Genomic DNA, 10,323 nt, shown 5'->3' with positions numbered 1-10,323 from the left:
TGCTTGATACGTGTTAAGATGTGCTTGCTCTTTCCAATGTATATCAACCTATTGGTTTCGTCGTAAAACCTGTATACACCCGTTTTGTTGGGTATATCTTCGAGTTGACTCAAATCTAAATTAGGGTGAAGGATGGAAGGGTTAATTTCTGAGGTTATAAATGTGTTGAGGTCATTACTATCTTTTTCAAAAAGTATTTTGAACAACTCAACTGTAGCCATAGCATCTCCTGCAGCCCTGTGTCTACCCACCAGTTCTATTCCTAAATCATTGGTTAGTTTACCCAAACTGTACGAGTCATGTCCTGGGAGCAAGATGCGCGAAGCCCTTACTGTACACATGTGGGGATAACGAAAATCGTAGCCAAGTGATTTGTATTCTCCGCGAAGAACACCGTAGTCGAAACCAACGTTATGGGCCACGAATACACAATCTTCCATAAACTCTATGATGTCTTTTGCTATTTCATAAAATTTAGGAGCGTTTTCCACCATTTCATCATTGATTCCAGTTAGTTGTGTGATGAATCTTGGGATAGGAATCTCTGGATTTACCAATGTGGTGTATTCGTCAATGATTTTATCACCATCACATTTATAGATAGCTATTTCGGTAATCTTCGATTTTTTCGGACTACCGCCAGTTGTTTCTAAATCTGTAATGGCAAATTTCATGTGCCGCAAAATTAATCAACTCTCATAATTTAGAAGGAAGCCCAATCAATTTTTAAATAGAAAGATTTGAACACGACATTTTTAAGGGTGTTTTTAAGAATTTCATAACCTTAGGCACAACAAGAATGATTACTTTTGTGCAAAATATTTTAATTATGGCAAGTATTAAAGACTTAAAAAGAGATTTCAATTACGCAATCTTTGATATAGTAGAAGAAGGATTTAGTCAACAATTATGGGATGAGTCTAAAACAGAAAAGACGAACGCAATTATTGACGAAGCTGTAGATTTTAGAAATGAAATTATCTCTAAAATTAATGCGTCTTCAACAAAAGCAGAGTTTAAGCAAATTAGAGCTGAGATTTCTGATAAAGTTGAAGAATTAGCTACAAAGTTGATGTAAGCAATAAAAGATATAAAGAAGGGGAGTCAAAAGCTTCCCTTTTTTTTATAGACTTAATTTAGAAAGTATATTCTCCAGACGTTTCAATCTATCCTCTACATTGTGCTGTCCTTCCATGATTTGATAGGCAATCACTTTATTCCCTTCAACTAACTCCTCTTTATAATAAAGTTCATTTTCTCTTTCTTCGAGTTGAACTTCGTAAAGGAATTCTTTCCCGCGTTGAAGAATACATTTTTCCTTAGGCTTAAAGGTTTTTACGTTCACCTCCTTATATATAGAGCACAGTTGTGATGTTTCTTGTACGCCCAATAATTTTTTGTTGCTGGCAACAGGCCAAGTGAGTTCTATTTTTTGCAGACTTAATTTGTTTTTTTTCAAGATCAGGTAAGGAAAGCTTTTAGGCTTTGCGGGTGATTTTATAGGCTTGGTATCGAGTACCAATTCTTCGGCTTGTTTAAAACCATGAATTTCATTGACCGTTAAATCTTCATTAATTAAGCGACCTAAATCTAATTTGAAGTGATTTGCTAATTTTATTAGAGACTCAATTTTCGGTTCTGCACGCATTTCTTCATAAGCGCCTATTGAAGGACGTGAAAGTCCCAGTAAATCAGCCATTGCCTGCTGGTTTAGGTTCTTAATGGTGCGGATTTTTTTGATGTTTTTACCAATCTTTGAAATCATAATCTTGAAAAATTAGCTAATAATTTTAGCAATTGTAAAAAATATTAGTATCTTTACTTCGTGAATCTAAAAATATTATCATGAATATACAAAGTATTACGGTAGAAAATGGTCCTGGGCCTTAGTGTTTCTTATAGAAATGCACGATAACATGGATTAATTTCTATTTTTATAACACATAAACTTAAACACTATATAATGGCAAAGGACTATGAAAAGGTGAGAGCCTATTTACAAGAGTTAGATTACATGATTGTAAAAGAAGATAAAGAAGATGAAGTTTTCGTAATTGAAAGTGAAATCGACGGTATTAAGAATCTTGTAATCGGGTGTGCCGACCCAATATTAATCATGGAACAATACATTTTTGAGATACCGAATGGTGATACCGAGGTATACAAAAAGTTGTTGACTAAAAACAGAGATATTGTACATGGAGCTTTTGTTTTAGCAGAAGACGGAAAGAAAGTTTTGTTTAGAGATACCCTTCAATTAGAGAATTTAGATCTAAATGAATTAGAAGGATCGATCAACGCCCTTTCATTATTACTGAGTGAGTACTCAGATGAAATTATAGAATTTTCAAAACATTAATAAAAAGAAAAAATGAACATTTTTAAGAGATTATTTAATATAGGTAAAGCGGAAGCACATTCAGCGATAGATGGTTTAGAAGACCCAATCAAAATGACTGAGCAGGGAATTAGAGACTTGAAAAAGGATTTGGAAAAAGCATTGCAAGCATTGGCAGAAGTAAAAGCACTTTCGATAAGAGCTAAGAACGATGCTGAAACGCAAGTACAAAAGGCTGAAGATTACGAAAAGAAAGCTATGTTGATTCTTCAAAAAGCGAAAGCTGGATCTATGGATGCTGCTGAAGCGGATAGATTAGCAAGTGAAGCGTTGATTCGTAAGGAAGAAACAATGAAGTTGGCGAATCAATCGAAATCCGATAGAGAGAAGTTTGAAGCGCACGTGGCGAAGTTGGATGGTAATGTGAAGAACTTAAGATCAAGTATTGGAAAATACGAGAATGAGTTGAAAACATTGAAAGCCAGAGCTAAAGTGAGTAGTGCTACGAAAAACATCAATAAGCAATTGGCAAACATCGATTCTTCTTCTACAGTTTCTATGTTAGAAAGAATGAAAGAGAAGGTAGCACAAGAAGAAGCCTTGGCTGAGTCTTATGCAGATATAGCTGACGAAAGCAGATCTATCGATGAAGAATTAGATAAAGCAATTGATGAGGGAGCCAACGAAAGTAAAGCCTCTGAATCTTTAGAAGCTTTGAAGAAGAAAATGGGAATGTAATACTTAAGGGGAGGTGAAATATCCTCCCTTACTACTACTTAAATCCATCTATAATAAACTAACTGTAATACCATAAAATGCTTGAATTATTAAACATGTCGTTTAATGGAGCAAACTTCATTGCAAGTTTTTTCCTCGTACTCGTCGTGCTATATTGGATCACCGTAATCATGGGTGTACTCGACCTTAACTTTTTGGATGTTGATGTTGAAATAGACATGGACGCAGATGTTGAGGTAGAAGTTGATGCAGACACAGGTGTGGCCGCTTCTGGAGACCTATCTTGGCTTATGTTCATCCTCCGTTTCTTAAACATCGGAAGAGTACCATTAATGCTCTGGTTCAGTTTCTTCTCCTTAAGCTTGTGGTTTGTTCAGGTAAGTATCAATGAAATTTTTGGTATCGAAAGCTTTGTTTTTGGTTTGTTAACCCTCATCCCTTGTATTATTGGATGTGCTATTCTGGCTAAATTTTTAACTTTTCCTTTTGTGAAGATGTTTGCTTCATTAGAGAAAGAATCTATGTCGAAAGATTTAACAGGTTCAATCGGTAAGGTAACGCTTATAGATACAGAGGGGAAAAATGGTCAAGCCAAAGTAGAAAACAATCAAAACGTGCATACCATTTATATAGAAACTAAGCGTGGATCTTCGCTTATTAAGGGAGATAGCATCCTTGTTATTTCTTTCAATAAAGATCAAAACACATATTTAGTAGAACCCTATGCTAATGCCTAAAATTAGCTTTAATTAAAAACGTATGTTAATCAGTATTCTAGAACAAGGAATGGTGGTTGCAATCATCGCAGCTGTCATCTTCCTGGGCATCCTTGTTATGCTCGCTAAGTGGTATAAGAAACCACAACAAGGTCAAGTGCTTGTAAGAACAGGTGGAGGTGTTAGAGTCTCCAAAACCGGAATGTTTGTAATTCCTGTTTTACACAGCTTGGAGATTATGGATATCTCTGTAAAAAGTATTGTCATCGCCCGTCAAGGGAAAGAAGGTTTAGTATGTAAGGATAATTTGCGTGCAGACATTAAAGTTACTTTCTTCTTAAAAGTAAACGGTGACGAAGAAAAGGTAAGAGAAGTAGCACAATCTATTGGGTGTAAGCGTGCTTCTCACCCAGAAACATTGATTCAATTATTCGACGCGAAATTCTCAGATGCCTTAAAGACTGTAGGTAAGAAGTTTGATTTCGTTGAGTTATACGAAAAACGTGATGAGTTTAGGTTAGAAATTGCAGCAGCTATTAAGCAAGACTTAAACGGATATACTTTAGAGGATACTGCAATTGACTACTTGGAACAAACTCCTGTTACTGCCTTAGATGAAAAGAACATCTTGGATGCAGAAGGTATCAAAAAGATTACTGATTTAACGGCAGCGCAAAAGATCAAGGCCAACAAGATTATGCGCGAGGAGCAAAAGGTAATCAAACAACAAGATGTTGAGGCGCGTGAGGCTATTTTAGAATTGGAAAGACAATTGGCGGAGAAAGAAGAATCTCAGCGTAAAGAAGTGTCTACGATTCGTGCCAGAGAGCAAGCTGAAATTGATAAAGTACGATCTGAAGAAAATAAGAAATCTGAATTTGCACGTATTGCTGCTGAGGAAGAGATTCAAGTTGCAGAAGAAAATAAATTGCGTCAGGTAATTGTTGCAGCTAAAAACAAAGAGCGTACAGAAGCCATAGAAAATGAACGTGTAGAAAAAGACAGAGCTTTAGAGGCGAACGAAAGAGAGCGCGTTGTTACCTTGGCACAGATAGAGAAAGAAAAATCTATCGAAGAAGAAAAGAAAAACATCCAAGAAGTTATTCGTGATAGAGTAGCAATACAAAAAACGGTTGTTGAAGAAGAAGAGAAGATTAAGGATACGCAAGCCTTAGCTGAGGCGGACAGAATGAAGCGCGTTGCCATTACCGCGGCAGAACAAGCTGCTGAAGAAAACTTGGTACAACGTATCAAAGATGCTGAAGCTTCTAAACACGCTGCTGAATTCAATGCGAAACGTATGTTAATCGAAGCAGAGGCAGAACAACAAAGCGCCGCTCAAAAAGCGGAAGCTATTAAAATTATGGCCGATGCCAAAGCTTCTGAATTTGCATCTACAGGTTTAGCTGAGGCACAAGTGATGACGGCTAAAGCGGATGCTCGTGAGAAACAAGGGGACGCTGAAGCACACGTTACTGAAGTACAATCATTGGCAGAGGCAAAAGGTATTGAAGCGAAAGGATTGGCTACCGCAGAAGCTGAATTGAAAGTAGGTAAAGCGAAGGTTGAAGTAGATAGAGAGCGCGGTATGACAGAAGCGCAAGTGATGTTAGAGCAAGCTACAGCCAAAGAAAAAGATGGATTAGCTGCCGTTACGGTGGAGCGCGAAAGATATACTGCAGATGCAGAGGGTATCTTGAAGAAAGCCGAAGCAATGAAAGAGTTAGATGCTGTAGGTAAGGAGCACGAGGAATTCAAATTGAAATTAGACAAGGATAAGCAGGTTGAAATGGCGCAAATAGCAGTACAGAAAGATATTGCTACAGCACAAGCCACTGTATTAAGTGAGGCATTGAAGAATGCTAAAATTGACATCGTAGGTGGAGACCAAAGCTTCTTTGATAAGATTACAAACTCTATCACTACAGGAAAACGCGTTGATAGATTGATAGAAAACTCTGAGGTTTTGGAAGGAATTAAGGATAACTTCTTTCACGACTTTGAAGGAGAAACAATCATGGATAAGATCCGCAACTTAATTAGCTCTTCTGGATTAACCACAGAAGATGCAAAGAATTTGACCATTACTGCCTTGTTGACGAAAATGATGGTAGAAACAAATGGCGATACTAAGAAAAGCGCGCTTAGAGATTTAATGTCTAAGGTGCAGAACTTAGGGTTAGGAGAAAGTACCCTAGAGCACCTAGGGCTCAATCCTAACTAGTTCTAGTTTATGTGGAAAGGGGAGCTTAATGTTCCCCTTTTTTAACCCTAAATTTTCATTTGAATGAACAATGAAGAACAAACAAATCTAGACGGGGGTACCTATGAAATCATCCGCTCGCGATTAAATAAGCAAGGGGAGGAGCTAGCCCAGCGACTAGAGCATTTAAATACCGATAGAAAGGGAGTATTTGGAGCTATTGAGAATAAGTTACTTTCTGCCGATAAGATTTCTACAGACAACAATTGCATCGCAAGAGATATGGTCAGCCTAGGTGGTAACCGTATGCTCTTTGGGTTCAACGTACATATAGGTTTACGCGAGGAAGTTAAAATTGAAGATGTGTTCGCGTTTTATCATTTCGATGATGAAAAACACAACTTTAAACGAGACACACTAGCCCTTTTGGAGGATGAGAAATTCTTTGAGGATTTTGCCAACCTATACAAATATTACAAGGAAACCACTTTTGTGCAATTTGCAGAAATCAACGGTTTTCTCTATTTCGTTTTTCAAACCGGGAAGAACATTAGCGATATCAAAACCTTTAAGTGGAAGATTACGCCAGATCGTTTAGTTTACTATGGGAACAGATCTGATAGTGAATACAAATTTCCAAACCGTTACGAGTTTAAGTGGAAGAAGGCCACCAGAGATATGCAACGCAAAGGTACGCACGGTCATATTTCTTTAGATGATTTGGTATTTGTTGAAACAACTGGTGGGGATTTAACGGTTAAAGTTGAAGACAACACCGATACAGGGAAAGGAATCTATGCAGAGCCTGTTGAACAAGCCGATCAAACGTTGGATGATGTAGATTTACAATACGCCGTAATCGGAAACCTTGTTGTGATGAAAATCAAACCCTACAAGGAAGAGAAGTATAGGTACTTAGTCTACAATGTGAAGATACAGGAAGTGGTGCGCATAGATGCCATAGAAGATGCCTGCGTACTTTTACCAGATGATCACGGAATCATTTTTCCGAAAGGGTATTACCTGCAAACAGGTGAGTTTAAATTATTTGATAATCCTTTAGATGGGATGCTTTTCGAACGTAAAATTAACTCGCCTAACGGGGAAGATTTTATGTATGTGTTCTATAACCAGCAAAGCGGTATTTACATCTTATTATCTTATAACTTAATTGCTCAAAGCGTTTTAACGCCTATCATTTGTAATGGTTTCTCTCTTTTCGAAAATGGAGAACTGGTCTACTTTAGAGCAGAGGAGGAGCAACAAAAACACCACAGTGTTCAAGTTTGGCAAACGCCTTTTCTTGATGTTAACGTACAGCAAAATACAAGTAATGACAGTTACTTGGCAAAACTTGGAAACAAGACCATTGTACGTACCATGGCAGAGTGTAAAGAGCTGATTAAACTTCTCAATAAAGAAGACAGCTTCGGAGGCTTGTATGTTGATATCACGAAGAAAACTCAGGATATCTTAGATACGCAACACTGGTTAATGCATGCTGAAGCACATAAAATTGGTGAACCCATAGAACAAATTCGTCAGACGGCTTCTAAGGCGATAGATGAGTTTGAAAAGGTAAGAAGCATAAAACAGCAAACGGCACAAAGCATTGCTGAAACTTCTCAAAAAGCACAAGAGATACTTAAGAACTCTAAATATTTTAGAGGGAAAACGATTACCTCTTATGTAGATAATTTGGCAGAGTTACGCGGTATTAAAGGTCAAGTTGTTGCTTTAAAAGATTTGCGTTATGCCAATTTAGAGGAGATTGAAGCACTTGAGGCAGAAATCACCCAGCAAACCGAAGAACTTTCTAAGAATTGTATTTCCTTCTTAATTCGACCGGAAGCCTTGGAGGTATACGAAGAAAAGGTAGAAGAAATCAATGGAGAAATTCAAGGATTAACCAAGAGTTTTGATGCTAAGAATTTAGAGGATAAAATCATTTCTACCGCCAAAAAATTAGAGATGTTGATAGAGATAGTAGGGAATCTTCGCATAGAGGATGTTACAAAATCTACACAAATCATTGATCAAATTTCTGCGGTATATGCAAAATTCAATACCTGTTCAGCTAGTTTAAAGAACAAGAAGAAGGAATTGCTTCTGGTAGAAGGAAAGGCCGAGTTTGCAGCGCAGTTGACCTTGATTTCTCAGTCCGTAGTTAATTTCTTAGACTTGAGTTCTACAGAAGAAAAAGCGGATGAATACATGAATAAACTCATGGTTCAGCTAGAAGAGTTGGAAAGCAAATTTGTAGATTTTGATGAGTTTGTAGATCAGGTGGGAGAGAAAAGAGAGTCTATTTATGAAGCTTTTGAAAACCGTAAGATCTATCTGCAAGAACAACGTGGTAGAAGAACTACAAAACTTGAAGAAGGAGCAAAACGACTGCTGAAAACCGTAGAGAATAAACTCAAAACCTTTAAGGAAGATGCTGAAATTCAAGCCTATTATGCCTCAGACTTGATGGTAGAGAAGGTGAGGAATACGGTTGAAGATTTAATTGAACTCGGAGACACGGTAAAAGCAGATGATGTTGCCGCTCAATTGAAGTCATTAAAAGAAAATGCACTTCGATCGTTAAAAGATAAAAAAGAGCTTTTTGCCAATGGAGATGATGTAATTCAATTTGGTAATCATCAATTCTTAACCAATAAACAAAAATTAGGTCTAACCCTCATTCAAAGAGGAGATGCTATGTATTACCACATCACGGGAACTAACTTCTTTAAGAAAGTAGAAGATGAGGTACTGAATGGACATAAGGAGATTTGGACATCTTCTCTTATTTCAGAAAATGATGAGGTTTACAGAGGTGCATACCTCGCTTATTTGATGTTCAAAACTTTTGGGAGTCAAGAATTGGTAAAGCTTACCGAGGAGGAGTTGCTGGAGAAGGTGAGAACTTTTATGTCACCCCGCTACAAAGAAAACTACATCAAAGGTGTACACGATGCAGATGCTTTGTTGTATTTACAAGCCTTTATAAAGCAGGGAGAATTAAATCCAAACATCTTTGTGAACCAAGAAGTAAGAGCTTTGGCTCGCGTGGCTTGGATGAGTATACATGCTGATTTTAAAGGTGAATTGGAAGCGCTTATACAAGTGAATCGTTTGGTGAATGAAGTCTTGGATACACATACCTTTACACAGGTAGAAGAGGAGTTGTTTGCACGACTTTCAGAAATCCTTCCGAAGAAATATCTTCATCTTACTAAAGAAGTCGCAGCTTACTTAACACAAGAATTACTCTACGATGATCACTTTGTGATTAGTTCTAAAGCCTATGAAGATTACGGGCATTTAGTAAAGAAGAGAAAGTCTTTGATATTGGATAATGTAGCTCCAAATAAGCTCTTTCACTATTATCAAATGTTGCAAAATGCTTTGGAAAACTTGGGCTACAAACATGCTGCAGAATTGAGTGCCTTGCTCTTGTCTAAAAACATAGGAGAAGAAAATGTAATTCCTGTTCCGAACATAGAAATTGAAGGTTTGAAGGGAGATCATTCTACCATAGAAGGAGGGAAGGCCCAGGTAAATCTAGCAGACTTGTTTCCGCAAATAGAAAACTTTATTGCGGTTTATCAACGTGATTTTGAAAGCTTACAACACCGCAAGAAGGAATTGGTAGATCTTTATGCCAAAGAATTGCGCCTGAATGAATTGGAACCGAAAGTGATGAACTCCTTTGTACGTAACCAATTGATCAATGAGGTGTATTTACCAATTGTGGGTGACAACCTTGCCAAGCAAATTGGAGCGGTAGGTGCTAACAAGCGTACGGACTTGATGGGTATGCTTTTATTGGTTTCTCCTCCAGGATATGGTAAAACAACCTTGATGGAGTATATCGCCAATAGATTGGGATTGATTTTTATGAAGATCAATGGTCCTTCTATCGGACACGAAGTAACAAGTTTAGATCCTAAACAAGCGGATTCAACAGCGGCAGCTCAAGAGCTTAAGAAGTTGAACTTGGCCTTTGAAATGGGAGATAACGTAATGATTTACTTGGACGATATTCAGCACTGTAGTCCTGTATTTTTACAAAAGTTCATCTCTTTAGCGGATGGACAACGTAAGATAGAAGGTGTCTTCGAAGGTCAGCCCAAAACCTATGACTTTAGAGGGAAAAAGGTAGCTGTTATTATGGCGGGTAACCCTTACACGGAGAGTGGAGGTAAATTCCAGATTCCGGATATGTTAGCCAACCGAGCAGATATTTACAACTTGGGAGATATCGTGGGTGGATATGGAAACGCCTTTGCTTCGAGTTTTATAGAAAACAGTTTGAGTTCGCATCCTTTATTGAATCAAAT

8 protein-coding genes are annotated in these 10,323 nt (G+C 37.6%); 6 read left to right on the top strand and 2 right to left on the bottom strand.

What is annotated here, in order from left to right; genetic code table 11:
* Nucleotides 1-674, bottom strand: a 674-nt coding sequence (locus R3333_RS08865; protein ID WP_318958432.1) for an exonuclease domain-containing protein, incomplete at its 3' end; no start/stop codon positions are given.
* 155 nt (nucleotides 675-829) lie between these two features.
* Here R3333_RS08865 and R3333_RS08860 point away from each other — a divergent pair.
* Nucleotides 830-1,078: a hypothetical protein gene (locus R3333_RS08860; protein ID WP_318958431.1), complete on the top strand. Its 249-nt coding sequence runs from the start codon at nucleotides 830-832 to the stop codon at nucleotides 1,076-1,078.
* A gap of 45 nt (nucleotides 1,079-1,123) precedes the next feature.
* Here the strand turns inward: R3333_RS08860 and R3333_RS08855 are convergent, their stop codons facing one another.
* Nucleotides 1,124-1,765, bottom strand: a complete 642-nt coding sequence (locus R3333_RS08855; RefSeq protein ID WP_318958430.1) for a helix-turn-helix transcriptional regulator — start codon at nucleotides 1,763-1,765, stop codon at nucleotides 1,124-1,126.
* A gap of 198 nt (nucleotides 1,766-1,963) precedes the next feature.
* Between R3333_RS08855 and R3333_RS08850 the strand changes: the two genes are divergently transcribed.
* The 5 genes from R3333_RS08850 to R3333_RS08830 all read left to right on the top strand — a co-directional run.
* Nucleotides 1,964-2,359: a YbjN domain-containing protein gene (locus R3333_RS08850; protein ID WP_318958429.1), complete on the top strand. Its 396-nt coding sequence runs from the start codon at nucleotides 1,964-1,966 to the stop codon at nucleotides 2,357-2,359.
* A 12-nt stretch (nucleotides 2,360-2,371) separates the two neighbouring features.
* A complete protein-coding gene (locus tag R3333_RS08845) occupies nucleotides 2,372-3,076 on the top strand; it encodes a PspA/IM30 family protein (RefSeq protein ID WP_318958428.1) in 705 nt (234 codons plus the stop codon).
* Nucleotides 3,077-3,153: 77 nt separating this feature from the next.
* Nucleotides 3,154-3,813: an OB-fold-containig protein gene (locus R3333_RS08840; protein ID WP_318958427.1), complete on the top strand. Its 660-nt coding sequence runs from the start codon at nucleotides 3,154-3,156 to the stop codon at nucleotides 3,811-3,813.
* A 22-nt stretch (nucleotides 3,814-3,835) separates the two neighbouring features.
* Nucleotides 3,836-6,016, top strand: a complete 2,181-nt coding sequence (locus R3333_RS08835) for a flotillin family protein (RefSeq protein ID WP_318958426.1) — start codon at nucleotides 3,836-3,838, stop codon at nucleotides 6,014-6,016.
* A 63-nt stretch (nucleotides 6,017-6,079) separates the two neighbouring features.
* Nucleotides 6,080-10,323: DNA repair ATPase (locus R3333_RS08830; protein WP_318958425.1), on the top strand; the 4,244-nt coding region annotated here is incomplete at its 3' end.

It is taken from the genome of Lishizhenia sp. (genome assembly GCF_033720595.1).
Classification (GTDB): Bacteria; Bacteroidota; Bacteroidia; order Flavobacteriales_D; family Crocinitomicaceae; genus Lishizhenia.
This window is presented reverse-complemented; position numbering and strand designations above follow the sequence as displayed.

Bases quoted from the DNA above. Each gene is read 5' to 3' on its own strand.
- R3333_RS08860 (WP_318958431.1), top strand. From the start codon at position 830: ATGGCAAGTATTAAAGACTTAAAAAGAGATTTCAATTACGCAATCTTT.
- R3333_RS08855 (WP_318958430.1), bottom strand. From the start codon at position 1,765: ATGATTTCAAAGATTGGTAAAAACATCAAAAAAATCCGCACCATTAAG.
- R3333_RS08850 (WP_318958429.1), top strand. From the start codon at position 1,964: ATGGCAAAGGACTATGAAAAGGTGAGAGCCTATTTACAAGAGTTAGAT.
- R3333_RS08845 (WP_318958428.1), top strand. From the start codon at position 2,372: ATGAACATTTTTAAGAGATTATTTAATATAGGTAAAGCGGAAGCACAT.
- R3333_RS08840 (WP_318958427.1), top strand. From the start codon at position 3,154: ATGCTTGAATTATTAAACATGTCGTTTAATGGAGCAAACTTCATTGCA.
- R3333_RS08835 (WP_318958426.1), top strand. From the start codon at position 3,836: ATGTTAATCAGTATTCTAGAACAAGGAATGGTGGTTGCAATCATCGCA.